This is a genomic window from Skermanella mucosa (assembly GCF_016765655.2).
GTDB classification, from domain to species: domain Bacteria; phylum Pseudomonadota; class Alphaproteobacteria; order Azospirillales; family Azospirillaceae; genus Skermanella; species Skermanella mucosa.
This window is the reverse complement of the sequence record NZ_CP086106.1, coordinates 4284754-4310317: the sequence shown is the minus strand read 5'-3', so window position 1 is coordinate 4310317 and position 25564 is coordinate 4284754. Positions and strand designations below refer to the sequence as shown.

Sequence of the window (25564 nt, the reverse complement as noted above, 5' to 3'; positions counted from 1 at the left end):
GCCGAACAAGCCCGCGGTGAAGATTTCCTCGGGCCGCGCGAAAGGGGGAGCAGACCGGTTGACGCCCGGCGCCCGGTGCCGGTACCCCATGGGCATGCGTGGGGATCCTGCCCCGCGTTCCGCCCCTCCGGGAGTTGAGATGGACCGTAGAAGCTTCCTGTTCGCGCTGACCCTCGGCGCCACGACATGTCTGACCGCCACGTGCTTCGCCACCGGCGCCCTGGCCGACGCCACCGTCCGGCTGCGGTTGCTCGGCACCACCGACCTGCATGTCAACGTGCTGCCCTACAACTACTATTCGGACAAGGAGGACGTCACGGTCGGGCTGGCGCGCACCGCCACGCTGATCGCGAAGGCCCGCGACGAGGCGAAGAACAGCCTGCTGCTCGACAATGCCGACGCGATCCAGGGCAATCCGCTCGGCGATTTCGTGGCCCGCGAGCGCGGCCTGAGGCGCGGCGACGTCCATCCCGTCTACCGGGCGATGAACCTTCTGAAGTACGACGCCAGCACGGTCGGCAACCACGAGTTCAACTACGGGCTCGGCTTCCTGGCCGATGCCCAGGGCGGCGCCACCTTCCCGATCGTGGCGGCGAACGTGGAGCGGGCGGGCGACGGCCAGCCCTATTTCAAGCCCTACGAGATCCTGACCCGGCAGGTGGTGGACGAGGCGGGGCAGGCCCATGCCCTGAAGATCGGCGTCATCGGGTTCGTGACGCCCCAGATCACCACCTGGGACAAGGCCGCCCTGGAGGGCAAGGTCGCCACCACCGACATCGTTGAGGCCGCCCGCAAATACGTGCCCGAGCTGCGCGCCAAGGGGGCCGACATCGTCGTCGCCCTCAGCCACAGCGGCCTGTCGGCCGAACCGCGGGTCGGCGGGGAGGAGAACGCGACCTGGTACCTCGCCGGGGTCCAGGGCATCGACGCGATTCTCACCGGGCACCAGCACAAGGTCTTTCCCGGCCCGGACTTCGCCGGACTGCCCGACACCGACATGGCGAAGGGCAAGGTCCGCGGCGTTCCGGTGGTGATGCCGGGGTTCTGGGGCAGCCACCTGGGCCTGATCGACCTGACCCTGAAGGAGGAGGGCGGCAAATGGTCGGTCGCCGACGCGGTGTCGTCGGTGCGGCCGATCTGGGAGACCCGGGACAAGCAGAAGGTGGCGCTGGTCGAGTCGGACCCCGCCATCGTCGAGGCGCTGAAGGCCGACCACGAGGCGACGCTGGCCTATGTCCGGCAGCCGATCGGCGAGACGACGGCGCCGATCAACAGCTATTTCGCCCTGGTCCAGGACGACCCTTCCGTCCAGATCGTGACGAACGCGCAGACCTGGTACGCCAAGCGGATGCTGGCCGGCACCGAGTACGAAGGACTGCCGGTACTATCCGCCGGGGCGCCCTTCAAGGCCGGCGGGCGCGGTGGTCCGGACTATTACACCGACATTCCGGCCGGGCGGATCGCGATTCGGAACGCGGCCGACCTCTATCTCTATCCCAACACCCTGCGCGCCGTGGTGGTGACCGGCGCCCAGGTGCGGGAATGGCTGGAGATGTCGGCGGGCGCCTTCAACCGGATCGACCCGGCGCAGGCGGGCGAGCAGGCGCTGCTGAACCCGTCCTTTCCCAGCTACAACTTCGATGTCATCGACGGCGTGACCTACCGGATCGACGTGTCGCAGCCGGCCCGCTACGACGGCGACGGCAAGATCGTGGCGCCGACCTCGCACCGCATCAAGGACCTGGCCTTCGAGGGCAGGCCGATCGACGAGTCGAGGCGGTTCGTCGTGGTGACCAACAACTACCGGGCCGGGGGCGGCGGCAAGTTCCCCGGCCTCGACGGCTCCAACATCATCCTGGAAGCTCCGGACGAGAACCGCACGGCGCTGGTCAACTATATCTTCGACCGCAGGACCATCGACCCGGCGTCCGACGGCAACTGGTCGCTCGGCCCGATCGGCGGCGACGCGGTGGTGACCTTCACCTCCTCGCCCAAGGCGAAGGAGGCGATCCCCGCCGGCAGCCGGATCAGCGCGCTCGGCGAGGCCGCCGACGGCTTCGCCAAGTACCGGATCGACCTGTCCCGGTAGGCCGTCCCGGTCGGAAGCCGCCGTTCAGCGCAGCCGGGCCAGCTCGTAGAGCGCCACCGCCGCCGCGTTGGACACGTTCAGGCTGCCGATCGGGCCGCCGGTCGGCAGCCGGGCTATCTCGTCGCAGCGCTCCATGGTGAGGCGGCGCAGCCCGCTGCCCTCGGCGCCCAGCACCAGCGCCACCCGGCCCTGGAGACTCATCTGGGCGAGGGTCCGGGCGCCCGATTCGTCCAGCCCGACGCACCAGTAGCCGGCCTCGCGCAGCTCGGTCAGCGAGCGGGCGAGGTTGACGATCCGCACCAGGGGCACGACCTCCGCGGCGCCGGAAGCGCTTTTCGCCAGCGTGCCGGTCAGCTCCGGCGCGTTGCGGTCGGGCAGGACCACCGCGCTGGCCCCGAAGGCTGCCGCGGAACGCAGGATGGCGCCCACGTTGTGCGGGTCGGTCACCTGGTCCAGCACGACGATGACGTCGCCGTCCTTCATCGATCCCTGGCGGACGATGTCCTCCAGGTCCACTTCCGGCAGGGGTGCGGCATCCAGCACCAGCCCCTGGTGGACGGCCCCGGGGGGCAGCAGGCGGTCCAGGTCGGTCCGCTCCGTCATGGTCGGCTTGGGCCGTTCCAGCCCGGCCGCCCGCGCCTGCTCGATGGCGCCGGCGAGGCTCGCCAGGCCGGCCTCCGTGGCAAGCAGGCGGCTGCAGCGCCGGTCCGGGTTGGTCCAGGCGGCGGCGACCGGATGGAGCCCGAACAGCAGGCCGGGGCGGCCCGACTGGGCACCGCCGGGCTTGCGCCTGCGGTCCGGGGGAGCCGGGGCCTGATGGGAAGGCTGCGGGGAGGGCTGGGCGGGGCGGGGCGGCTTGCGTCTGGTCATGATGGAGCAGACTTTGCCCCGGCTCGAATTACGACGCCAGCGTTGAGTTCGGCCATCTTTAGCCGTTGACAATGGGAGCGAAATTACCATAGTGCGCATCTCCGTCCCGGGCGACCGGGGCGGTTGGAAGGGTGGCCGAGTGGTTAAAGGCAGCAGACTGTAAATCTGCCCGCGATAGCGTACGCTGGTTCGAATCCAGCCCCTTCCACCATCTCTGCCATCATGGCCGGATCCTCCGGCCGGGATCGGCAGACCGGTGTCGATGGCGCCGTCAGGAAATGGTTCGGGCGGGTGTAGCTCAATGGTAGAGCTCCAGTCTTCCAAACTGGTGACGAGGGTTCGATTCCCTTCACCCGCTCCATTCCTCGACGACGACGGCCGCCGGCTCCGGTACATGTGGTTTTTTGATCTTCGGATGGATGTCGGCTAAAGCCGCGGGGACAGAAAGAGCGATGGCGAAGGCGAAATTTGAGCGGACCAAGCCGCACTGCAACATCGGCACGATCGGTCACGTCGACCACGGCAAGACCTCGTTGACGGCTGCGATCACGAAGGTTCTGGCCGAGACGGGCGGTGCGACGTTCACCGCGTACGACCAGATCGACAAGGCGCCGGAGGAGAAGGCCCGCGGCATCACGATCTCGACGGCCCACGTCGAGTACGAGACGGCCAACCGCCACTATGCCCACGTCGACTGCCCGGGTCACGCCGACTACGTGAAGAACATGATCACGGGCGCCGCGCAGATGGACGGCGCGATCCTGGTGGTCTCCGCGGCCGACGGCCCGATGCCGCAGACCCGCGAGCACATCCTGCTGGCCCGCCAGGTCGGCGTCCCGGCGATCGTGGTGTTCCTGAACAAGGTCGACATGGTCGACGACCCCGAGCTGCTGGAACTGGTCGAGCTGGAAGTGCGCGAGCTGCTGAGCAGCTACGACTTCCCCGGCGACGACATTCCGATCGTCCATGGCTCGGCGCTGATGGCGCTTGAGGACAAGAGCCCGGAGATCGGCAAGGAAGCCGTGCTCAAGCTGATGGCCGCGGTGGACGAGTACATCCCGCAGCCGGAGCGCCCGGTCGACCGTCCGTTCCTGATGCCGATCGAGGACGTGTTCTCGATCTCGGGCCGCGGCACCGTGGTGACCGGCCGCGTCGAGCGCGGCATCGTCAAGGTCGGCGAGGAAATCGAGATCGTCGGCCTGAAGAACACGGTCAAGACCACCGTGACCGGCGTCGAGATGTTCCGCAAGCTGCTCGACCAGGGCCAGGCGGGCGACAACATCGGCGCCCTGCTGCGCGGCACCAAGCGCGAGGACGTCGAGCGCGGCCAGGTGCTGGCCAAGCCCGGCTCGATCACGCCGCACACCGTGTTCAAGGCCGAGGCCTACATCCTGACCAAGGAAGAGGGCGGCCGGCACACGCCGTTCTTCACCAACTACCGTCCGCAGTTCTACTTCCGGACCACCGACGTGACCGGGATGGTGGCGCTGCCGGAAGGCACCGAGATGGTGATGCCCGGCGACAACGTCGCCATGACCGTCACCTTGATCGCCCCGATCGCCATGGACGAAGGCCTGCGCTTCGCCATCCGCGAGGGCGGCCGCACCGTCGGCGCCGGCGTCGTCGCCAGCATCATCAAGTAAGGTTCCGCGGATCTGGCCGCCGCCGGAGAATTATTTTCCGGCGGCGGCCTTTTCGCTGGATTGTTGCCGAAGGATCCGATAAAACCCCCCGCCACCCCGAAGTCGAGACGGCAGCGTCTCCGGCTCAGGGGCAAAGTCCGGCGGACGGGCGCCGTAGGAGTGTAGCTCAATTGGTAGAGCACCGGTCTCCAAAACCGGGGGTTGGGGGTTCGAGCCCCTCCACTCCTGCCACTCTTGGCAGGCGGACATCCGAGCAGGCGATGACGGCAAAGGCCGTGACGATCTGAATTTCTGGCCGGCGCCTCGATGGCGACGGCTGTACTTAAGTGAGACTGGCGGCCCAACCGCGATGGCTAAAAAGAACCCTGCAGAATTCGCTCGCGAAGTCCGGCGCGAGGTGGCCAAGGTTACCTGGCCGACGCGCAAGGAAACGACGATCACCTCCGGCATGGTGTTCGTGATGGTCATCGCCGCGTCCCTGTTCTTCCTGCTGGTCGATCAGGTGCTGGCGCTGGGCGTCCGCACGATTCTCGGCCTGGGAGTCTGAAGTCATGGCGATGCGCTGGTACGTCGTTCACGTCTATTCGGGCTTCGAGAAGAAGGTCGCGCAGGGCATCCGCGAGAAGGCCGCCCAGAAGGGCCTCGCCGAGATGTTCGAGGAAATCCTGGTCCCGACCGAGGAAGTGGTCGAGGTGCGCCGGGGTGCCAAGGTCAACGCCGAGCGGAAGTTCTTTCCCGGCTACGTCCTGGTGAAGATGGAACTGAGCGACGAGACCTGGAGTCTCGTCAAGAACACGCCGAAGGTCACCGGCTTTCTGGGCGGCGGCGGGAAGCCGCAGCCGATCAGCCAGTCCGAGGCCGAGCGGATCATCTACCAGGTCCAGGAGGGTATCGAGCGGCCCAAGCCGTCGATCACCTTCGAGGTCGGGGAACAGGTCCGGGTCAACGACGGCCCCTTCACCTCCTTCACCGGCATGGTCGAGGAAGTGGACGAGGAAAAGGCCAGGCTCAAGGTCGCGGTGTCGATCTTCGGCCGCTCCACTCCGGTGGAACTGGAATACGGGCAGGTCGAGAAGATCTGATCCCGGTGTCGGGACGCTCCGGCGTTCCGTTTGTCGGAACGCCACGGCGTCCCGGCGGCATTGTGCGGGAGGCTCGCCATGGCCGTACCGCGCGCCCTGCAACCCTGTGGTGACTGTTCCGAGGGTTGCGACATGGTCCGTCTAGGACCATTTCGAGAGGTACTACGATGGCAAAGAAGATTATCGGCTACATCAAGCTCCAGGTGCCGGCCGGCAAGGCAAACCCGTCGCCGCCGATCGGTCCGGCGCTGGGTCAGCGCGGCCTGAACATCATGGAGTTCTGCAAGGCGTTCAACGCGCGGACCGCGGACCTGGAAGTCGGCATGCCGATCCCGGTCGTGATCACCGCGTTCGGCGACCGTACCTTCACCTTCGTCACGAAGACCCCGCCCGCGACCTACTTCATCAAGAAGGCCGCCGGGATCGCCAAGGGCTCGCAGACGACCGGCAAGGGCTTCATCGGCCAGATCTCGATGGATCAGATCCGCGAGATCGCGCAGACGAAGATGGTCGACCTCAACGCCAACGACGTTGACGGCGCCGCCAAGATGATCGCGGGCTCCGCCCGTTCCATGGGCCTGGAAGTGGTGGAGTAAAGACCATGGCACGTATCGGAAAGCGTCTCAAGAACGCCTACCAGGGCATCGACCGCGACGGCTTCATGCCGCTGGAAGACGCCCTTCGGCTGATCAAGTCCAAGGCGACCGCCAAGTTCGACGAGACCATCGAGGTCGCGATGAACCTGGGCATCGACCCCCGCCACGCCGACCAGATGGTCCGCGGCATGGTCACCCTGCCGAACGGCACCGGCAAGACCGTGCGCGTCGCGGTGTTCGCCCGCGCCAACAAGGCCGAGGAGGCCCTGGCGGCCGGGGCCGACATCGTCGGCGCGGATGATCTGGCCGAGAAGATCCAGGCCGGCGAGATCAACTTCGACCGTTGCATCGCCACCCCGGACATGATGGCCGTGGTCGGCAAGCTCGGCAAGATCCTGGGTCCGCGCGGCCTGATGCCGAACCCGAAGCTGGGCACGGTGACCCCGAACGTGACCGAGGCCGTCAAGGCGGCCAAGGGCGGTTCGGTGGAGTTCCGCGCCGAAAAGACCGGCATCGTGCATGCCGGCGTCGGCAAGGCCAGCTTCAGCGACGACGCGCTGCTAGAGAACATCCGGGCCTTCGTCGGCGCGATCAACCGCGCCAAGCCGACGGGCGCCAAGGGCCAGTACATCGAGAAGATCGCGCTCAGCTCGACCATGGGTCCGGGCGTGAAGCTGGATCTCTCGACCATCGCCGCGGCGGGCACCACCGCCAACGCGTAAGGGACATGGCGGCGGAACCGGGCGACCGGGACCGCCGCCGTCAGGACGGTGTCCGCACCGTCCGCCCTGTCCGAGACTGCAGGTGCCGGTCCGCCGGCCTAAGATTCGCCTGCATAGACGGGAGTTGCAACCGATTACCGGACGGGTAGGGCCCCGGCCGGAACTGACGGCTTGAACTTCTGGGACAGGTAAACCGGAGCCGTTCCCCCCACTCACTCGGGGAGGGGTTCCAATTGTCTGCACGGCAGGGGCTTCCTCAAGGTCGAGGGCGCCCATGCCATTTAGCAACGGAGACGATCCGTGGACCGCACTCAGAAGGAAGAGACGGTCGCGGCGTTGCACTCTGCGTTGCAGGACACCGGTCTCGTCGTCGTCACCCAGCAGAGCGGGATGACGGTGGCCGAGGTGACGGACCTGCGCCGCAAGATGCGCGCTGCGGGCGCCAGCTTCAAGGTGACGAAGAACCGGCTCGCTCGCATCGCCCTCAAGGGTACGCAGTTCGAAGGTTTGGACGGGTTGTTCAAGGGGCCGACCGCGGTCGCCTACTCGAAGGACCCGGTCGCGGCCGCCAAGGTGGCCGCCGACTATGCCAAGGGCAACGACAAGTTCAAGATTGTCGGCGGCTCTCTCGGCACCCAGACCCTCGACGTCGAAGGTGTCAAGGCGCTCGCGTCCTTGCCGTCGCTCGACGAGCTGCGCGGCAAGCTCCTGGGCATGATCAACACTCCCGCGACCCGTATCGCAGGCGTGCTTCAGGCTCCGGGTGGCCAGGTGGCCCGCGTTCTCGCGGCCTATGCCGACGCCCAGAACAAGCAGGACGAGGCGGCGTAAGCCTCCTTACGATCTAAACAGAAGTTCAAGCTCAAAACGGAGTTCAAAATGGCTGATCTGGCCAAGCTGGTTGACGACCTGTCCGCTCTGACCGTCCTCGAGGCGGCCGAGCTGTCGAAGATGCTCGAAGAGAAGTGGGGCGTTTCCGCCGCCGCTCCGGTGGCCGCCGCTGCCGCCGCCCCGGCCGCCGCCGCCGCGCCGGTCGAAGAGCAGACCGAGTTCAACGTGATCCTCTCCGCCGCCGGCGAGAAGAAGATCAACGTCATCAAGGAAGTCCGCGCCATCACCGGCCTGGGCCTCAAGGAGGCGAAGGACTTGGTGGAAGGCGCGCCGAAGGCGGTCAAGGAGGCCGTGTCCAAGGACGAGGCCGCCAAGATCAAAAAACAGCTTGAAGAAGCGGGCGCGACGGTCGACATTAAGTAAGACCGTCTTGCTGAACGACAGAGTTCATATTCAAGCGCTTGACGACGGCCTGCTCCCCGAAAGGGGGGCATGCCGTCGAACGGCGTTGTATGCGTTTTCTGGCGGAAGTCGTATGGTGCCCGGTGTTTGCCGCGCGGCGTATGGCGACGGACATGACATAGTATACGGTGCGCAACCTTCCGTAAGGTTAACGGAAAGGCTGCGGCACCGATTCGCGTCCCTTGGGGACGCACAAATCGGATGAGTCTACGAGGGGCATCCATGGCCAAATCCTTTACGGGACGTAAGCGTGTTCGCATGAGCTTCGGGAGGATCCCCGAGGTAACCCGCATGCCAAACCTCATCGAGGTGCAGCGGAGCTCCTACGATCACTTCCTCCAGATGGACGTCCCGCCCGAACGCCGCGGCAATGTGGGTCTGCAGGAGGTGTTCCGGTCTGTTTTCCCGATCAAGGACTTCTCCGACCGCGCCGTGCTCGACTTCGTGAAGTACGAGCTGGAACAGCCGAAATACGACGTTGAAGAGTGCCAGCAGCGCGGGATGACCTTCGCGGCGCCGCTGAAGGTAACCCTGCGCCTCAGCGTCTTCGACGTCGAGGAGGAAACCGGTCTCCGTTCGATCCGCGACATCAAGGAGCAGGACGTCTACATGGGCGACATGCCCCTGATGACGGCCAACGGCACCTTCGTGATCAACGGCACCGAGCGCGTCATCGTCAGCCAGATGCACCGCAGCCCCGGCGTCTTCTTCGACCACGACAAGGGCAAGACCCACAGCTCCGGCAAGTACCTGTTCGCCGCCCGCGTCATCCCCTACCGCGGTTCCTGGCTGGACTTCGAGTTCGACGCCAAGGACCTCGTGTTCGTCCGTATCGACCGCCGCCGCAAGCTGCCGGCCACCACGCTGCTGTTCGCCCTGGACAGCGCGGAAACGGCCGCCCTGCGCGAGGAGCGCGGAGCCCAGGGCCTGCAGCCCTACGAGGCCCAGGGCATGTCGAAGGAGGAGATCCTCGGCACCTTCTACGACAGCATCGTCTACGAGCGGGCCGCCAACGGCTGGAAGACCCCGTTCAATGCCGATCGCATGAAGGGCATCAAGCTGGTCGGCGACCTGATCGACGCCAAGACCGGCGCGGTGATGGCCGAGGCCGGCACCAAGATGACCCCGCGGGCGATCCGCAAGCTGGTCGACCAGGGCCTGGAAGAGCAGCTCGTCGCGACCGAGGAGCTGGCCGGACGTTACCTGGCCGCCGACCTGATCAACGAGAAGACCGGCGAAGTCTACCACGAGGCCGGCGACGAGCTGTCGCTGGTCGACATCGAGAAGCTGGAAAAGGCCGGGATCAGCTCGATTCCCGTGCTGGCGATCGACCATATCAATGTCGGCTCGTACATCCGCAACACGATGGCGGCGGACCGCAACGCGTCCCGCGAGGACGCGCTGATCGACATCTACCGGGTCATGCGCCCGGGCGAGCCGCCGACCCTGGAGTCCGCCGAGGCGCTGTTCAACGGCCTGTTCTTCGACCAGGAGCGCTACGACCTGTCCGCGGTCGGCCGCGTCAAGATGAACGCGCGCCTGGGCTTCAAGACCGACGACCAGGTGCGGGTGCTCCGTAAGGAAGACATCCTCTCGATCCTCAAGGTCCTGGTCGAGCTCAAGGACGGCCGGGGCGAGATCGACGACATCGACCATCTGGGCAACCGCCGGGTCCGCTCGGTCGGCGAGCTGATGGAGAACCAGTACCGTGTCGGCCTGCTGCGCATGGAGCGGGCGATCCGCGAGCGCATGAGCTCGGTCGAGATCGACACGGTCATGCCGCACGACCTGATCAACGCCAAGCCGGCGGCCGCCGCCGTGCGCGAGTTCTTCGGGTCGTCGCAGCTCTCCCAGTTCATGGACCAGACCAATCCGCTGTCGGAGATCACCCACAAGCGGCGCCTGTCGGCCCTCGGGCCGGGCGGCCTGACCCGCGAGCGTGCCGGCTTCGAGGTGCGCGACGTCCACCCGACCCACTATGGCCGGATCTGCCCGATCGAGACGCCGGAAGGCCCGAACATCGGCCTGATCAACTCGCTGGCCACCTACGCCCGCGTCAACCAGTACGGTTTCATCGAGAGCCCGTACCGGAAGGTCGTGGACGGCAAGGTGACGGACGAGGTGGTCTATCTCTCGGCGATGGAGGAGGGCCGCTACACGGTCGCCCAGGCCAACGCCGAGCTGAACGAGGACGGCAGCTTCGTGGAGGACCTGGTGTCCTGCCGCCAGGGCGGCGAGTACCTGATGTTCCGCCCCGAGGCGATCAGCCTGATCGACGTGTCGCCCAAGCAGCTCGTTTCCGTCGCCGCGGCGCTGATCCCGTTCCTGGAGAACGACGACGCCAACCGCGCGCTGATGGGCTCGAACATGCAGCGGCAGGCGGTGCCCCTGATCCAGTCCGACGCGCCGCTGGTCGGCACGGGCATGGAAGCGACCGTCGCCCGGGATTCGGGCGTGGCGATCGCGGCCCGCCGGTCGGGCGTGATCGACCAGGTCGACGCCACCCGCATCGTGATCCGCGCCACCGAGGAGACCAACACGGCCGCCCCCGGTGTCGATATCTACAACCTGCTGAAGTTCCAGCGGTCGAACCAGAACACCTGCATCACCCAGCGTCCGCTGGTGCGCGTGGGTGACCGGGTGCAGGCCGGCGACATCATCGCCGACGGCCCCTCGACCCAGCTGGGCGAGCTGGCCCTGGGCCGGAACGTGCTGGTCGCGTTCATGCCCTGGAACGGCTACAACTTCGAAGATTCGATCCTGATCTCCGAGCGGATCGTGAGCGACGACGTCTTCACCTCGATCCATATCGAGGAGTTCGAGGTCATGGCCCGCGACACCAAGCTTGGCCAGGAGGAGATCACCCGCGACATCCCGAACGTCGGCGAAGAGGCCCTGAAGAACCTCGACGAGGCGGGCATCGTCTATATCGGTGCCGAGGTGAAGCCGGGCGACATCCTGGTCGGCAAGGTGACTCCGAAGGGCGAAAGCCCGATGACGCCGGAAGAGAAGCTGCTGCGCGCCATCTTCGGCGAGAAGGCGTCCGACGTGCGCGACACGTCGCTGCGCCTGCCGCCCGGCGTCGCCGGCACCATCGTCGAGGTCCGAGTCTTCTCCCGCCGCGGCGTGGACAAGGACGAGCGCGCGATGGCGATCGAGCGCGCCGAGATCGAGCGTCTGGCCAAGGACCGCGACGACGAGCGCAAGATCCTGGAGCGCAGCTTCTACGGCCGCCTCCGCGAGCTCCTGATCGGCCAGAAGGCCGTCAGCGGCCCCAAGGGCTTCCGCACCGGATCGGACATCACCGAAGCCGATCTCGCCCCCCTGACCGGCGGCCAGACCCGCCAGATCAGCGTCGAGAACGAGCAGGTGATGGAGACCATCGAGCAGGTCGGCAAGGTGTTCGACGACTCGATCGACGCCCTGCAGGCCCGGTTCGAGAACAAGGTCGAGAAGCTGCAGCGCGGCGACGAGCTGCCGCCCGGCGTGATGAAGATGGTCAAGGTCTTCGTCGCGGTGAAGCGCAAGCTCCAGCCGGGCGACAAGATGGCCGGCCGGCACGGCAACAAGGGCGTGATCTCCAAGATCATTCCCAAGGAGGACATGCCGTTCCTGGAAGACGGCCGTCAGGTCGACATCGTGCTGAACCCGCTGGGCGTGCCGTCGCGCATGAATGTCGGGCAGATCCTGGAGACCCACCTGGGCTGGGCCGCGGCCGGGCTCGGGCGCCAGATCGACCAGATGGTCCAGACCTACCGTTCGGCGGCCAAGCGCAGCTCCGACGACGGCATGACCAAGGTCATCGCCGAGCTGAAGGACAAGCTGAAGGCGGTCTACGGCAAGGCCTACGACACCGATATCGCCGACCTGTCGGACAAGGAACTGCTGGAGCTGGCCGGTAACCTGCGGATCGGCGTCCCCTTCGCGACCCCGGTCTTCGACGGCGCGCGGGAGGACGACATCTGCCGCATGCTGGAGATGGCGGGCCTGGACCAGTCGGGCCAGAGCACGCTGGTCGACGGCCGGACCGGCGAGGCGTTCGACCGCAAGGTGACCGTCGGCTACATCTACATGCTGAAGCTGCACCACCTGGTGGACGACAAGATCCACGCCCGGTCGATCGGCCCCTACAGCCTGGTCACCCAGCAGCCGCTGGGCGGAAAGGCCCAGTTCGGCGGGCAGCGGTTCGGCGAGATGGAGGTCTGGGCGCTGGAAGCCTACGGTGCCGCCTACACCTTGCAGGAAATGCTCACGGTCAAGTCCGACGACGTGTCCGGCCGTACCAAGGTCTACGAGGCGATCGTCCGCGGCGACGACAACTTCGAGGCCGGTATCCCGGAATCGTTCAACGTCCTGGTCAAGGAGCTGCGTTCGCTCGGCTTGAATGTCGAGCTGAACCAACGGGCCTACTGACCCGCAGGGTTCCGGGCGGGCGCGGCGATAGCCGCCCCCGTCCGCGCCCGTCCGGCCCGTTCCCATCCGGAACGCGACCGGTGGACTGCTGTTCGAGACATAATCAGACGGCGGATACCTCGATTTCCATCCGCCGCTCTCAGCCGGCCCGAGGGGCCGGCCCCGCTCAGGGGAGAGGTTCATGAACGAGTTGATGAATATTTTCGGCCAGGTCCAGGGCCCGCAGAGCTTCGATCAGATTCGCATCTCGATCGCGAGCCCCGAGCGGATCCGCTCCTGGTCCTTCGGCGAGATCAAGAAGCCGGAGACCATCAACTACCGTACCTTCAAGCCGGAACGCGACGGGCTGTTCTGCGCCCGCATCTTCGGTCCGATCAAGGATTACGAGTGCTTGTGCGGCAAGTACAAGCGCATGAAGTACCGCGGCATCATCTGCGAAAAGTGCGGCGTCGAGGTCACCCTGTCCAAGGTGCGCCGCGAGCGCATGGGCCATATCGAGCTGGCCTCGCCGGTGGCGCACATCTGGTTCCTGAAGTCCCTGCCGAGCCGCATCGGCCTGCTGCTCGACATGACGCTGAAGGATCTGGAACGGGTCCTTTATTTCGAGAACTACGTGGTGGTCGAGCCCGGCCTGACCCCGCTGAAGCTGCACCAGCTCCTCGGCGAGGAGGAGTATATCTCCGCGCAGGAAGAGTACGGCGACGACTCGTTCGAGGCCAAGATCGGCGCCGAGGCGCTGGGCCACATGCTGTCCCAGATCGACCTGGAGCAGGAGCGCATCACCTGCCGCGACGAGCTGCGCGAGACCAACTCCGAAGCCAAGCGCAAGAAGCTGGTCAAGCGGCTGAAGCTGATTGAGGCGTTCCAGGAATCCGGTTCCCGGCCGGAATGGATGATCCTGAACGTGATCCCGGTCATCCCGCCCGAGCTGCGTCCGCTGGTCCCGCTCGACGGCGGCCGGTTCGCGACCTCGGACCTCAACGACCTGTACCGCCGCGTGATCAACCGGAACAACCGCCTGAAGCGGCTGATCGAGCTGAAGGCGCCGGACATCATCGTGCGCAACGAGAAGCGCATGCTGCAGGAGGCGGTCGACGCCCTGTTCGACAACGGCCGCCGCGGCCGCGTCATCACGGGCGCCAACAAGCGTCCGCTGAAGTCGCTGTCCGACATGCTGAAGGGCAAGCAGGGCCGTTTCCGACAGAACCTGCTCGGCAAGCGCGTCGACTATTCCGGCCGTTCGGTCATCGTGGTCGGCCCGGAGCTGAAGCTTCACCAGTGCGGCCTGCCGAAGAAGATGGCGCTTGAGCTGTTCAAGCCCTTCATCTACGCCAAGCTCGAGCTGTACGGCATGGCCTCGACCATCAAGGCGGCCAAGCGCATGGTGGAGAAGGAGCGGCCGGAGGTCTGGGACATCCTCGAGGAGGTCATCCGCGAGCACCCGGTCCTGCTGAACCGCGCGCCGACCCTGCACCGCCTGGGCATCCAGGCGTTCGAGCCGACGCTGATCGAGGGCAAGGCGATCCAGCTTCACCCGCTGGTCTGCACCGCCTTCAACGCGGACTTCGACGGCGACCAGATGGCGGTCCACGTGCCGCTGTCGCTGGAAGCCCAGCTCGAAGCGCGCGTCCTGATGATGTCGACCAACAACATCCTGTCGCCCGCCAACGGCAAGCCGATCATCGTGCCCAGCCAGGACATCGTCCTGGGCCTGTACTACATCACGATGGACCGGCCCGGCGAGAAGGGCGAGGGCATGGCCTTCGCCAACATCGGCGAGATCCAGCAGGCCCTGGACGCCAAGGCGGTCACCCTGCACGCCCGCGTCAAGGCGCGCTACAGGACCATCGACGACGAGGGCAATCCCATCACCGTGCGGGTGGAGACTACCCCGGGCCGCATGCTGCTGTCCGAGATCCTGCCGCGCAACAAGATGGTCCCGTTCTCGGTCATCAACCGCCTGCTGACCAAGAAGGAGATCACCAACGTCATCGATCTGGTCTACCGCCACTGCGGCCAGAAGGAGACGGTGATCTTCGCCGACCGGCTGATGAAGCTGGGCTTCGGCCACGCCTGCCGCGCCGGCATCTCGTTCGGCAAGGACGACATGGTCATCCCGCCGGAGAAGCAGGCGCTGGTCGCCGACGCGCAGGAGCGGGTCAAGGAGTACGAGCAGCAGTACCTGGACGGCCTGATCACCCAGGGCGAAAAGTACAACAAGGTCGTCGACGTCTGGTCGGAAACCACCGAGAAGGTGGCCAACGCCATGATGGACGTGATCAAGAAGGACCGTCCGGGCCAGGGCATCAACTCGGTCTACATGATGGCGCACTCCGGTGCGCGTGGCTCGGCCGCCCAGATCAAGCAGCTGGCCGGCATGCGCGGCCTGATGGCCAAGCCGTCGGGCGAGATCATCGAGACGCCGATCATCTCGAACTTCAAGGAAGGCCTGACCGTGCTGGAGTACTTCAACTCCACCCACGGTGCCCGTAAGGGTCTGGCCGACACCGCCTTGAAGACGGCGAACTCGGGCTACCTGACCCGCCGTCTGGTCGACGTGGCGCAGGACGCGATCATCGTCGAGGTCGATTGCGGCACCACCGACGGCATCACCGTCAAGGCCGTGATCGAGGGCGGCGAGGTGATCTCGCCGCTGGCCGACCGGATCCTGGGCCGCACCACGGCCGTCGAGCTGAAAAACCCGCTGACCGGCGAAGTCGTCGTCGGTGCCGGCCAGCTGATCGACGAGGCGCTGGTGGACACGATCGAGCAGGCCGGCATCGACTCGGTGCTGATCCGCTCGGTCCTGACCTGCCACACCCGGGACGGCGTGTGCGCCAAGTGCTACGGCCGCGACCTGGCCCGCGGCACCCTGGTGAACGTCGGCGAGGCGGTGGGCGTCATCGCGGCCCAGTCGATCGGCGAGCCGGGCACCCAGCTGACCATGCGTACCTTCCACATCGGCGGCGCCGCCCAGCGCGGTGCCGAGCAGTCCTCGGTCGAGGCGGCGTTCGACGCGACCCTTCAGATCAAGAACCGCAACGTGGTTCTGAACTCCGAGGGCGTGCCGGTCGTCATGGGCCGGAACTGCGAGCTGGTGCTGGTGGACGACCAGGGCCGCGAGAAGGCGCGTCACCGTATTCCCTACGGTGCCAAGCTGCTGGCGGCCGAGGGCGAGAAGGTCGAGCGCGGCCGCAAGCTGGCCGAATGGGACCCGTACACCCTGCCGATCATCACCGAGCGCGAGGGTATCGCCAACTACGTGGACCTGATCGAGGGCGTGTCCGTCCGCGAGGTCATGGACGAGGCGACCGGTATCTCCAGCAAGGTGGTGGTGGACTGGCGCCAGCAGCCCCGCGGTGCCGACCTCCGTCCGCGCATCACCCTGCGGGACGAGACCGGCGACGTGGTCAAGCTGCCGAACGGCATGGAAGCGCGCTACTACATGTCGGTCGACGCCATCCTGTCGATCGAGAACGGTGCCCGCGTGCGGGCGGGCGACGTGCTGGCCCGCATCCCGCGCGAAGGCTCCAAGACGCGTGACATCACCGGCGGTCTGCCGCGCGTGGCCGAACTGTTCGAGGCCCGCCGCCCGAAGGACTTCGCGATCATCTCGGAGACCGACGGCCGGGTCGAGTTCGGCAAGGACTATAAGACCAAGCGCCGGATCGTGGTCGTTCCCAACGACGAGAGCGAGCAGCCCAAGGAGTATCTGATCCCCAAGGGCAAGCACATCTCGGTCCAGGAAGGCGACTTCGTCCAGCGCGGCGACCTGCTGATGGACGGCAACCCCGTTCCGCACGACATCCTGGCGGTCATGGGTGTGGAGGCGCTGGCCGCCTACCTCACCAATGAGATCCAGGAGGTCTACCGGCTGCAGGGCGTGAAGATCAACGACAAGCACATCGAGGTGATCGTCCGCCAGATGCTGCAGAAGGTCGAGATCGAGGACGCGGGCGACACCACCTTCCTGGTGGGCGAGCAGGTGGACCGTCAGGAGTTCGACATCGAGAACGAGAAGGTCATCGCGGAAGCCGGCGCCGACGGCGTGCAGCTCCGTGCGGCGAAGGCGCGGCCGGTGCTCCAGGGCATCACCAAGGCTTCGTTGCAGACCAAGTCGTTCATCTCCGCCGCGTCGTTCCAGGAAACCACCCGCGTGCTGACCGAGGCCGCCGTCTCGGGCCGCGTGGACAACCTGGACGGCCTGAAGGAGAACGTGATCGTCGGTCGCCTGATCCCGGCCGGTACCGGTTCGGTGGTCAACCGCCTGAAGCAGATCGCCGCCGAGCGCGACCGGGAGACCACCCCGATCGAGCACGACGGCAGCGAGAGCGTCATGCCGGGCCTGCCGGAAAACCGGCCCAACGTGGCGTAAGCCGCGGGACCGACGCCAAGCATGGGGAAAGGGCCGCTCCGGGAAACCGGGGCGGCCTTTTTCGTTGAAACCCTATCGGGCGGGGAGGACGCGAGGCATGGGAACGACATCGGCCATGAGCCTGGAGGATGCGCTCGCCCTTCACCGCGCCGGCCGGCTGGACGAGGCGGAGGCCGCCTACCGAAGCCTCCTCGCCGTCCATCCGGGCCATGCCGACCTGCTCCGTTTCTTCGGACTGCTGCGACACCAGCAGGGGCGAGCCGACGAGGCCATCGACCTGCTGGAGCGGGCGGTAGTCCTGTGCCCGGACTCGGCGGACGGGCGGCGGACGCTGGCGTTGCTGCTGGACAAGCGCGGAGACCGGGACGGCGCGCTTTCCCATTACCGCGCTGCGGCCGGACTCGCTCCCCACGATGCGGGCGTGTTGAACGATTTCGGCTGCGCCCTGATGGAAGCCGGGCACCTGCACGATGCCGCCGGCGTGCTCGAAGGCGCGGCGATGGTGGCGCCGGAGCATGGCCATGCCCTCGCCAACCTCGCCACCGTGCTGAACCGCCTGGGACGGACCGGGGAGGCGCTGGCCTTCGCCGAGCGTGCGGCGGCCGTGCGGCCCGACCATGCGGCGACCTATACCACGCTCTCCATCGCCCTGGCTTCCGCGGGCCTGGTCGGGCGGGCGGTCGATGCCGCGCGTCGCGCGGCGGCGATCGAGCCGGCCGATGCCTCGGCGCTGGTGCAGCTGGGCAATGTCCTGATCGATGCCGGCGATCCCGATGCCGCCGTCCACGCCTATGACCGGGCGCTGGAACGGCAGCCGGATCATCGCGGCGCCACGGAGAACCGGCTCTACGCCCTCCATCTCTCGCCCACGGTCGGCGACCGGGACCTTGCCGCGCAGTTGCGCATTTGGGGGGCCGGCATGTCGAGCCTGTCGGAACCCCGGCCGGATCGGGGGCGCGACCCCGACCGGCGGCTCCGTATCGGCTATGTCTCCGCCGATTTCGGACGGCACCCGGTCGGCTGGTTCCTCTCGCCGGTCCTGCCGAACCATGACCGGGCGACGGTGGAAGTGCATGCCTATTCGGGCCGGGTGGTCGAGGATGAGGTGACCGATCACCTGCGTCGGCACTGCGACTCCTGGTTCTCGACCCTGGGCATGGACGATGCGGCGCTCGCCGGGCGGATCCGGGCGGACGGGATCGACCTGCTGGTCGATCTCTCGGGCCACACTGCCCACAACCACCTTGGGGTGTTCGCCCGGACCCCGGCTCCGGTCCTGGCAACCTGGGGCGGGCTGATCGGCACGTCGGGCCTCCCTGCCATGGACTGGCTGATCGGCGATCCCCGGCAGTGCCCCGCCGGGGCGGAGGAGCTTCACACCGAACGCATCGTCCGGCTGCCCGGGGGTTACGTCCCGTACGGCCCTCCCGCCTATGCCCCTGCCGTGGCGCCGCTGCCGGCCTTGGGCTCGGGCCATGTCACCTTCGGCTGCTTCAACCGGCTCGCCAAGGTCCGGGACGGCGTCATCGCCCTGTGGGCCGGGGTTCTCGATGCGGTGCCCGGCAGCCGCCTGTTCCTCAACACGCGGGAGCTCCGCTGCCCTGACCTCCGCCGCACTGTCGCGGCGCGGTTCGCGCAGGCCGGAATCGATGCCGACCGGCTGGAGCTGGGGCAGGGCGGCGGTCATGCGGACATGCTGGCGGCCTATGCCGGAGTCGACATCGCCCTGGACCCGTTTCCCTACTCGGGCGGCCTCACGACCCTGGAGGCGCTGTGGATGGGGGTGCCGGTCGTCACCTTGCCGGGCCGGCGGTTCTGCTCCCGGCACAGCCTGAGCCATGTGACGGTGCTGGGCCACCCGGAATGGGCCGCAGCCGACGCGGACGGCTATGTCCGGATCGCCGCCGCGCTGTCGCGGGACCGTGAAGCCCTGGCCCGCCTGCGGGCTGGCCTTCGCAACCGCATGGCCGATTCGCCGCTGTGCGACGGCGCGGGTTTCACCCGCGGTCTGGAAGCGGCGTACCGCATGATGTGGCGGCGGCACTGCTCAAGTTGAGGGCGCAAGCTGAGGGCGCAAGTTGAGGATAAATGTCGCGAGGGCCTTCACCCCGGCCGGCTTGCTGCTAAACTGCGGCCGGCGCAAAGGGGGAAGCCATGGAGACCGAGCAGATCATCTCTGCATTCAGGGAAGCGACGACCGTTCCGGTCGAAGCCGTTGGCGAAGCCGCGTCCCGGCGCGACGAGATGGTTCCGATCCTGACCGGGGTCGTCGCGCGGGCAAACGACACGCCGACGCCGGCGCTTGCCGGGGAAGAAGGCCTGCTGTTCCTGGCCGTGCATCTGCTCGGGTCCTGGCGCGCGACCTCGGCCTACCGGACGGTCGCGGGACTGCTGGCGCAGGACTCCGAGAAGGTCGATACGCTGCTGGGCGATGCCATCACCGTGACGGCACATCGCGTGATGTTCAACCTGTTCGATGGCGATCCGGCCCCGCTGATGGATCTCGTCGAGAATCCCGCCGCGGACTGCCATGTCAGGCGGCGCATGCTCGACACCTTGGGCATGCTGACGGTCGCCGGCCGGATCGAGCGGTCCGCCCTGTCGGACTATCTTCGACGCCTGCAGGGGAATCTGGCCGGTGACGGCGACGGCGTCGTGTCGTCCGGCTGGGCGGAACTGATCGCGCAGATGGGCTTCACCGAGCTGCGCGACGCGGTCGAGCAGAGTTTCTGTGCCGGGATCATCGATCCGCAGTTCCTGTCCCGGGAGGATTTCGAGCGGATCCTGGCCGATGCCCAGGCCGGGGAGCTGTTGGTCGGGATCAACGACGAATACACGCCGTTCGGCGATACCGTCACCGAACTCCGGGACTGGACGATCCGCGACGATTGGGAAGGTGAGGCCGCCGAGGAGGAGATCGACCAGGAGGTCGCCCGGATCGCCCGGACCCTGCGTCAGGGCGAACCTGCACTGGCGGGATGGGATGCACCCGGCTATCCCGCCATGGCTTTTCCGGGGATGCCGTCCATCGGCGTCGGCGGTCAGCAGACCGTCTTGAATCCGTACCGGTATGTCGGCCGCAACGACCCCTGTCCCTGCGGTAGCGGCCGGAAGTTCAAGAGGTGCTGCGGCCAGTGGAAATAAGCGGTTCCGTCAGCCCAGGTTGAAGCGCGTGATCGCCCCGGCGAAATCGTCGCCGAAATGGGTGCCGACCCGGATCACGGCGATGCCTTCCGGCACATCCTTGATGCCGGTCTCCAGGCTGGTCAGCAGCGCCATGGGCATGTCCCGGGTGGGGGACATGGCGCGCAGGCCGCGCAGCAGGTCGAGCCCGCCCAGGCCATCCATCACGGCCGATGCGATGATCATGTCCGGCGGCATCCGGACCGCCAGGGCGATCGACTCGATCGGGTCGCGCACGATGACGGTTCGAAAGCCGCAGGCCGCCATCTCGGTGCTGACCAGCTTGCTCACCACCTTGGACGGGGTCACCAGCATGATCTCGACGTCGTGCACCTCGATGTCGGTGATGTCGAACTCGTACCGGACGGGCAGGGTGCGGATGATCTGGTTGGTCGTCGCGACATCGGGGAGCTCTTCCCGGTCCACGGCCTGGGCGAGCCGGTCGGCGAACCGGGTGACATCCTCGATCTGGCGCTCGTTCAGCCGGGTGAGGTTGCCGCCAAGATAGGTCTCCAGGCGGTGCGCGATCAGGTTGACCAGCGGGAATCCGCAGGAGGCGCCGATGCCGCGGAGCTTGCTGGCTTCGCGCCGGAGGATCATGAGAGCCTCCTCGTCGGCCAGCAGGCTGTTCGCCCGTTTGTCCAACGTCTGATAGACAATATCGAGTCGATCCTGCGCATCGTCCTTGAATTCGACACGCAGTTGATCGGCTAGGTCGTCGGCATCGAGATTGACTGACATCGGGAGCATGGCCACGGCGCTGGGAAAAGGGATTACATCATACCCCTTTTGATGCGCATTTGGCACTACTCGTCTTGTGCTAGGCCTGTCGGCGCAGCGTCGAGCCGCTTATGGACACGCCCAAGGGCAGGTCAGGTCCGTTCGTACAGGTCCTGGAACCAGCGCAGGCGGGCCTCGACCTGGGCGATGTCATGGTCCAGCCACTCGGTCAGATGGCCGGGGTCGCCCTCGTGATAGCGCCGCAGATCCTGCAGGCGCGCCAGTTCCGTCTCGTACATGCTGGCGAGCAGGTCGATCTGCTCCTGCTGTTCCTCCTTGTCGAGAAGATGGAGAAAGCGGAGCTTGAGCGTGATCACCAGCTTGTTCAGGTCGTCGGACGACGGGGCGCGGACATTGGCCCGCATCAGGGTCTCGAACTCCCGGCGGCCGGCCTCGGTCACCGTCAGGACCGCGTTGTCCTCCATGCCGGTACCGTCCAGCGCCTCGATGGAGCCGTCATAGCGCAGCAGCTCCAGCGACGTTCCCATCAGGTCGAGCGACGGGCCGACGATGCGGCTGGTGAAATGGCGCAGCGCGCCGGCCAGATCGGCGTAGCGCAGGGAACCCGCCTGGGCGAGCGTTCCGAGTACGGCGAGGCGCACGGCCTCTTTCGGCATCAGTGAATTGTCGCGATACATGGTGCCACTCCCCCGGAAGGTTCCAACGGCTCACCGAGGAACATAGTGCGTCTCCGCCGATAAGTCCATAGCTGCTGTTGAGACGCATTCGCAATTCGTCGATGGACGGAAGAACGGCACGGAACGCCGCACGCCGACGCCCTGTTGAACAGGGTAGCAGATTCACACCACATGGAGACCATCGTGTCCCTCAAAACACTCCTGGCGGCGACCGCGATCCTGACGACCCTGGGCACCGGGGCTTATGCGCAGGACACGCCGGCCATGGGCGGCCGCTCGACGACCGACCAGATGGAAGGTATCCAGACGCCGGAAAGCCTGCCTGCCGGCCGGCAGATGGGCGGCCCGGAAGGGACCCAGCAGTCAAAGCCGGCCGATCCCAAGGTTCAGCCGCAGGGTGCCCGCCAGCCCGCCGTCGGCGGCCAGGACGGCGATACCGCGGCGACCAACGTGACGCCGCCGGCGGGTTCCGGAGGCAAGACCCGCGACGGCGGGACCCCCCAGGCGAATGCAGGCTCCGACACGGAGCGCCCGGCGGCGCTCAACACGACCGAAGCGCAGTCGCCGACGCATTCCCGCGGCGGCGGCGGTCTCGCCGCCAACCAGGTCTATACCGAGGACCTGGCGAAAATGTCCGTGGACCTGTCCGACAAGGAGGATTTCGGCGATGTCGCGGGCACCGTCCTCAACCTGGAGACCGGCAGGATAGACACCCTGCTGATCAGCACCGGCGGGCTGCTCGGGGCCATCGGCGACACCATCTTCGAGGTGCCCTGGAACAAGGTGGCCGGAGTGGACAAGCGCGCCCAGTCCATCCGAGTCAACGCCACCCAGGCCGAGGTCCAGCCCCAGACCGCCGAGGATCAGGCGCGCCAGAGCAACTGATCCCCGACCACGGAAGCTGTCGCGAAGGCGGTCCGACCCTTGCAGGTCAGGCCGCCTTCTTCAGTTCCAGCCGGCTCCAGACATCGAGCAGCGCATCGACCAGATGGTCCATGTCGCCGTCGGTGTGGAGCGGGCAGGGGGTGATCCGCAGCCGCTCGGTGCCGCGCGGAACCGTCGGATAATTGATCGGCTGGACGTAGATATTGTGCCGTTCCAGAAGCTCGTCGCTCGCCTGCTTGCAAAGCCGCGGGTCGCCGACCAGCACGGGAACGATGTGGCTGACCGACCGCAGCACCGGCAGGCCGGCGTCCAGCAGCCGGCGCTTCAGCGTGGCGGCCCGTTCCTGGTGGGAAGCCCGCTCGGCCTGGCTCTGCTTCAGGTGACGCACGCTGGCAAGCGCGCCGGCGGCGATCGACGGAGTCAGCGAGGTCGTGAAGATGAAGCCCGACGCGAAGCTGCGGACCACGTCCACCAGGGCGGACGACGCGGCGATATAGCCGCCCATCACGCCGAACGCCTTGCCCAGCGTCCCCTCGATGATGGTCAGCCGGTGCATCACGCCGTCCCGCTCCGCGACGCCGGCGCCGCGCGGGCCGTACATGCCCACCGCATGGACTTCGTCCAGGTAGGTCATCGCGTTGTGCTTGTCGGCGACGTCGCACAACTCGTCCAGCGGGGCGATGTCGCCGTCCATGGAATAGACGGATTCGAACGCCACCAGCTTCGGCCGGTCGGCCGGCAGCCGGCTCATCAGCTGGTCCAGGTGCTCCGGGTCGTTGTGGCGGAAGACGTATTTCTCGGCGCCCGACTGGCGGATGCCCTCGATCATCGAATTATGGTTGAGCGCGTCGGACAGGATCACGCAGTTGGGCAGCAGCTTGCCCAGCGTGCTGAGCGTCGCCTGGTTCGAGATATAGCCCGAGGTGAACAGAAGGGCCGCTTCCTTGCCGTGGAGGTCGGCCAGCTCGCGCTCCAGCAGGACATGGTAGTGGTTGGTGCCGGAGATGTTGCGGGTCCCGCCGGCACCGGCGCCGCAAGTCTCCAGCGCCTCGTGCATGGCCCGGAGCACGGCGGGATGCTGGCCCATGCCGAGATAGTCGTTGGAGCACCAGACCGTGACTTCCTGGACGGTGCCGCTCGCCCCGTCGTAACGTTTCGCCTTGGGGAAATTGCCCGCCCGGCGTTCCAGATCCGCGAAGACCCGGTATCGGCCTTCACGCTTCAGATTGTCGATCTGGGTCCGGAAGAAGGCTTCGTAATCCATGGCGCGTGATCCGTAGGTTCTCTTTTTTCAACAACGTGTCAGAATTCGACACTTTATGGAACATGTAAATCGGCAGTCGGCCGATGCAGCGTGGCACCGTGTCGCGGTGGCCCGGACCTGCCGAGCCACCGCGAGAAACTAGACGATTCAGTCCACCCGGCATTGATCCTGGTCAAAGGGATCCCGGTAAATGCCTGCCGTCAGGCGACGGCGGCCAAGCCCTTCTCCGTCACCATCGCGAGCGTGTCGTCGAGCGCCTTGCCGAAACGCTCGACCAGGTCGTCCAGCTCGGACGGGCTGATCACCAGCGGCGGCGAGAAGCCGATGGTGTCCCCCATGGCGCGGACGATCAGTCCGTGCTCCTGGGCGAACCGGGCGACATGGCCGCCGATCCCCAGCTTGGGGTCGAACGGGGCCTTGGTCGCCTTGTCCGCCACGATCTCGACGCCCGCGATCAGTCCGATCCCGCGCACCTCTCCCACCAGCGGATGGTCAGCGAAGCGGCGCAGGCCGTCCTGCAGGTGGGGCGCCACCGCCCGGACATGGCCGACGATGTCGCGCTCCTCGTAGATCTTCAGGGTCTCCAGCGCTACCGCCGCGGGCACGGGATGGCCGGAATAGGTGTAGCCATGGCCGAAGGTGCCGATCTTCTCGGACTGGCTGACCATGGCCCGGTAGATCGGCTCGGAGATCATGACCGCCGCGATCGGCAGATAGGCCGACGACAGCGCCTTCGCGACGGTGATGATGTCGGGCTGCAGGTTGAAGGTCTGGGTGCCGAACATCGACCCCGTGCGGCCGAACCCGCAGATCACCTCGTCGGCGATGAACAGGATGTCGTAGCGCTTCAGGACCGGCTGGATCCTGTCGAAATACGTGGCGGGCGGCACGATGACGCCGCCGGCGCCCATCACCGGCTCGGCGATGAAGGCGGCGATGGTGTCCGGTCCCTCGGCCAGGATCAGCTGCTCCAGCTGGTCGGCCAGGCGGGTCGCGAAATCCTCCTCCGTCTCGCCTTCCTCGCCGTAGCGGTAGAAGTGCGGGCAGTCGGTGTGCAGGATTCCGGCGATCGGCAGGTCGAAGTCGCGGTGCAGGTGCGGCAGCCCGGTCAGGCTCGCGGCCGCCACGGTGACCCCGTGATAGCCCTTCTGCCGTGCGATGATCTTCTTCTTGTTCGGCCGGCCCAGCGCGTTGTTGTAGTACCAGACCAGCTTGACGACGGTGTCGTTGGCTTCCGATCCCGAGTTGGTGAAGAACACCTTGGACATGGGCACGGGCGCGATGCGGATCAGCGCCTCGGCCAGGTCGATGCCGGGGTCGTGCGCCTTGTGGCCGAAGGCATGATAGAACGGCAGCTTGCGCATCTGGCGCGTCGCCGCCTCCACCAGCCGCTCCTCGCCGAAGCCCAGCGCGGTGCACCACAGGCCGGCCATTCCCTCGATATAAGCCTTGCCCGTGTCATCGAAGACATGGACGCCGGCGCCCCGCTCGATCACCAGCGGTCCGACCTCCTCGTGGGTCTTCAGGTTGGTGTAGGGGTGCAGGTAGAACGCCTTGTCGCGGCTCGCCGCCGAATTTCCGACCTTGGTCATTTCTCGCTCTGTCCGTTCCGATCCGACTTGGTCCCTCGGATCAGATCGTACTGCGGCACCCCCTTGGCAACCAAGGAACTTCGGTGCGGGGCCGCCATGCGGGCACTTGTCCCGGCATGGCGGCTTCAAGAGGCCCGGA

At 66.8% G+C, this 25564-nt stretch carries 18 protein-coding genes and 3 tRNA genes; 16 read left to right on the top strand and 5 right to left on the bottom strand.

Annotated features, from left to right (window positions below):
* The first annotated feature begins 139 nt into the window (after positions 1-139).
* Positions 140-2089 carry a bifunctional 2',3'-cyclic-nucleotide 2'-phosphodiesterase/3'-nucleotidase gene (locus JL100_RS19985; RefSeq protein WP_202684237.1) on the top strand — a complete coding sequence of 650 codons (1950 nt, stop codon included), beginning with the start codon at positions 140-142 and terminating at the stop codon, positions 2087-2089.
* Between the two features lie 24 nt (positions 2090-2113).
* On the opposite strand, the gene rlmB is transcribed toward JL100_RS19985, so the two are convergent.
* Positions 2114-2959 (bottom strand): 23S rRNA (guanosine(2251)-2'-O)-methyltransferase RlmB, encoded by an 846-nt coding sequence (gene rlmB, locus JL100_RS19980; protein WP_202684236.1) that lies wholly within the window; start codon positions 2957-2959, stop codon positions 2114-2116.
* Positions 2960-3084: 125 nt separating this feature from the next.
* On the opposite strand from rlmB, the gene JL100_RS19975 reads away from it, so the two are divergent.
* The 14 genes from JL100_RS19975 to JL100_RS19910 all read left to right on the top strand — a co-directional run bounded on the left by JL100_RS19975 (position 3085) and on the right by JL100_RS19910 (position 20227).
* Positions 3085-3170: transfer RNA gene (locus tag JL100_RS19975), tRNA-Tyr, on the top strand.
* 76 nt (positions 3171-3246) lie between these two features.
* Positions 3247-3320 (top strand) — tRNA-Gly (locus JL100_RS19970).
* Positions 3321-3411: 91 nt separating this feature from the next.
* Positions 3412-4602, top strand: a complete 1191-nt coding sequence (gene tuf / locus JL100_RS19965) for an elongation factor Tu (RefSeq protein WP_201073040.1) — start codon at positions 3412-3414, stop codon at positions 4600-4602.
* Positions 4603-4757: 155 nt separating this feature from the next.
* A tRNA-Trp gene (locus JL100_RS19960) sits at positions 4758-4833 on the top strand.
* Positions 4834-4999: 166 nt separating this feature from the next.
* Positions 5000-5149 carry a preprotein translocase subunit SecE gene (gene secE, locus JL100_RS19955; protein WP_246148307.1) on the top strand — a complete coding sequence of 50 codons (150 nt, stop codon included), beginning with the start codon at positions 5000-5002 and terminating at the stop codon, positions 5147-5149.
* A 4-nt stretch (positions 5150-5153) separates the two neighbouring features.
* Positions 5154-5684, top strand: a complete 531-nt coding sequence (gene nusG / locus JL100_RS19950; RefSeq protein ID WP_201078600.1) for a transcription termination/antitermination protein NusG — start codon at positions 5154-5156, stop codon at positions 5682-5684.
* 167 nt (positions 5685-5851) lie between these two features.
* Positions 5852-6280 (top strand): 50S ribosomal protein L11, encoded by a 429-nt coding sequence (rplK, locus tag JL100_RS19945; protein WP_202679357.1) that lies wholly within the window; start codon positions 5852-5854, stop codon positions 6278-6280.
* 5 nt (positions 6281-6285) lie between these two features.
* Positions 6286-7002, top strand: a complete 717-nt coding sequence (gene rplA / locus JL100_RS19940) for a 50S ribosomal protein L1 (RefSeq protein ID WP_202679356.1) — start codon at positions 6286-6288, stop codon at positions 7000-7002.
* Between the two features lie 300 nt (positions 7003-7302).
* Entirely contained in the window at positions 7303-7833 is a 531-nt protein-coding gene (gene rplJ, locus JL100_RS19935; protein WP_202679355.1) for a 50S ribosomal protein L10, read from the top strand.
* A gap of 48 nt (positions 7834-7881) precedes the next feature.
* Positions 7882-8256 carry a 50S ribosomal protein L7/L12 gene (gene rplL / locus JL100_RS19930; RefSeq protein WP_158046461.1) on the top strand — a complete coding sequence of 125 codons (375 nt, stop codon included), beginning with the start codon at positions 7882-7884 and terminating at the stop codon, positions 8254-8256.
* A 261-nt stretch (positions 8257-8517) separates the two neighbouring features.
* On the top strand, positions 8518-12708 hold the full coding sequence (gene rpoB / locus JL100_RS19925; RefSeq protein ID WP_202679354.1) for a DNA-directed RNA polymerase subunit beta: 4191 nt from the start codon (positions 8518-8520) through the stop codon (positions 12706-12708).
* 181 nt (positions 12709-12889) lie between these two features.
* Positions 12890-17083 (top strand): DNA-directed RNA polymerase subunit beta', encoded by a 4194-nt coding sequence (rpoC, locus tag JL100_RS19920; protein ID WP_202679353.1) that lies wholly within the window; start codon positions 12890-12892, stop codon positions 17081-17083.
* A 97-nt stretch (positions 17084-17180) separates the two neighbouring features.
* Positions 17181-19139 (top strand): O-linked N-acetylglucosamine transferase, SPINDLY family protein, encoded by a 1959-nt coding sequence (locus JL100_RS19915; protein WP_202679352.1) that lies wholly within the window; start codon positions 17181-17183, stop codon positions 19137-19139.
* Positions 19140-19237: 98 nt separating this feature from the next.
* Entirely contained in the window at positions 19238-20227 is a 990-nt protein-coding gene (locus JL100_RS19910; protein WP_202679351.1) for a DUF1186 domain-containing protein, read from the top strand.
* Positions 20228-20236: 9 nt separating this feature from the next.
* Here the strand turns inward: JL100_RS19910 and JL100_RS19905 are convergent, their stop codons facing one another.
* Both JL100_RS19905 and JL100_RS19900 read right to left on the bottom strand, forming a co-directional pair.
* Positions 20237-21007, bottom strand: coding sequence for an Hpt domain-containing protein (locus JL100_RS19905; protein WP_202679350.1), 771 nt, complete (start codon positions 21005-21007; stop codon positions 20237-20239).
* A gap of 131 nt (positions 21008-21138) precedes the next feature.
* Positions 21139-21684: a hypothetical protein gene (locus tag JL100_RS19900; protein WP_202679349.1), complete on the bottom strand. Its 546-nt coding sequence runs from the start codon at positions 21682-21684 to the stop codon at positions 21139-21141.
* Between the two features lie 183 nt (positions 21685-21867).
* On the opposite strand from JL100_RS19900, the gene JL100_RS19895 reads away from it, so the two are divergent.
* A complete protein-coding gene (locus JL100_RS19895; protein ID WP_202679348.1) occupies positions 21868-22569 on the top strand; it encodes a PRC-barrel domain-containing protein in 702 nt (233 codons plus the stop codon).
* Between the two features lie 46 nt (positions 22570-22615).
* Here the strand turns inward: JL100_RS19895 and hemA are convergent, their stop codons facing one another.
* Together hemA and JL100_RS19885 are read right to left on the bottom strand one after the other, a co-directional pair.
* Complete coding sequence (gene hemA / locus JL100_RS19890) at positions 22616-23833, bottom strand: 5-aminolevulinate synthase (RefSeq protein WP_202679347.1); 1218 nt, start codon at positions 23831-23833, stop codon at positions 22616-22618.
* Positions 23834-24033: 200 nt separating this feature from the next.
* The gene (locus tag JL100_RS19885) at positions 24034-25425 is read right to left on the bottom strand and encodes an aspartate aminotransferase family protein (RefSeq protein ID WP_202679346.1); all 1392 of its coding nucleotides are present in this window, start codon (positions 25423-25425) and stop codon (positions 24034-24036) included.
* Positions 25426-25564: the final 139 nt, after the last annotated feature.

Coding starts and splice junctions, on each gene's coding strand:
- JL100_RS19985 (WP_202684237.1), top strand. CDS start 140: ATGGACCGTAGAAGCTTCCTGTTCGCGCTGACCCTCGGCGCCACGACA.
- rlmB (WP_202684236.1), bottom strand. CDS start 2,959: ATGACCAGACGCAAGCCGCCCCGCCCCGCCCAGCCCTCCCCGCAGCCT.
- tuf (WP_201073040.1), top strand. CDS start 3,412: ATGGCGAAGGCGAAATTTGAGCGGACCAAGCCGCACTGCAACATCGGC.
- nusG (WP_201078600.1), top strand. CDS start 5,154: ATGGCGATGCGCTGGTACGTCGTTCACGTCTATTCGGGCTTCGAGAAG.
- rplK (WP_202679357.1), top strand. CDS start 5,852: ATGGCAAAGAAGATTATCGGCTACATCAAGCTCCAGGTGCCGGCCGGC.
- rplA (WP_202679356.1), top strand. CDS start 6,286: ATGGCACGTATCGGAAAGCGTCTCAAGAACGCCTACCAGGGCATCGAC.
- rplL (WP_158046461.1), top strand. CDS start 7,882: ATGGCTGATCTGGCCAAGCTGGTTGACGACCTGTCCGCTCTGACCGTC.
- rpoB (WP_202679354.1), top strand. CDS start 8,518: ATGGCCAAATCCTTTACGGGACGTAAGCGTGTTCGCATGAGCTTCGGG.
- rpoC (WP_202679353.1), top strand. CDS start 12,890: ATGAACGAGTTGATGAATATTTTCGGCCAGGTCCAGGGCCCGCAGAGC.
- JL100_RS19915 (WP_202679352.1), top strand. CDS start 17,181: ATGGGAACGACATCGGCCATGAGCCTGGAGGATGCGCTCGCCCTTCAC.
- JL100_RS19910 (WP_202679351.1), top strand. CDS start 19,238: ATGGAGACCGAGCAGATCATCTCTGCATTCAGGGAAGCGACGACCGTT.
- JL100_RS19905 (WP_202679350.1), bottom strand. CDS start 21,007: ATGTCAGTCAATCTCGATGCCGACGACCTAGCCGATCAACTGCGTGTC.
- JL100_RS19900 (WP_202679349.1), bottom strand. CDS start 21,684: ATGTATCGCGACAATTCACTGATGCCGAAAGAGGCCGTGCGCCTCGCC.
- hemA (WP_202679347.1), bottom strand. CDS start 23,833: ATGGATTACGAAGCCTTCTTCCGGACCCAGATCGACAATCTGAAGCGT.
- JL100_RS19885 (WP_202679346.1), bottom strand. CDS start 25,425: ATGACCAAGGTCGGAAATTCGGCGGCGAGCCGCGACAAGGCGTTCTAC.